General features: G+C 59.2%; 1 protein-coding gene. It reads right to left on the bottom strand.

All coding sequences use genetic code 11. The features are described 5' to 3' along the window. A partial coding sequence (locus SB771_RS35390; protein WP_410722091.1) for a glutathione S-transferase N-terminal domain-containing protein occupies positions 1 to 189 on the bottom strand: 189 nt, incomplete at its 3' end. Between the last annotated feature and the right edge of the window lie 71 nt (positions 190 to 260).

The raw sequence follows: 260 nt of genomic DNA, 5'->3' as shown, positions 1-260 counted from the left end.
CTCGGAGATGAACTCGGGCCTTTTGTGCTCCCCTTTGTAAAGGTCGACCATCACGAACTCGACGCGCGATCGCAGCCCCTTCTCGGCCAGGGCGATACGGACGCGTGTCGGATAGGGTCCTTTGGGGAAATCGTAGATCGTCATGATCGGAAGTTTGGTTACGTCGAAGTTCATGCTGCTGGAAGCCATGCGTGCCTCTCGCTAAGCGCTCTGTCACACGGGGGCCGGACGATCTCCGGCCTGTCACCTACATCCAGCCC

This window comes from Burkholderia sp. SIMBA_051 (genome assembly GCF_046534915.1).
Classification (GTDB): Bacteria; Pseudomonadota; Gammaproteobacteria; order Burkholderiales; family Burkholderiaceae; genus Burkholderia; species Burkholderia ambifaria.
This window is presented reverse-complemented; position numbering and strand designations above follow the sequence as displayed.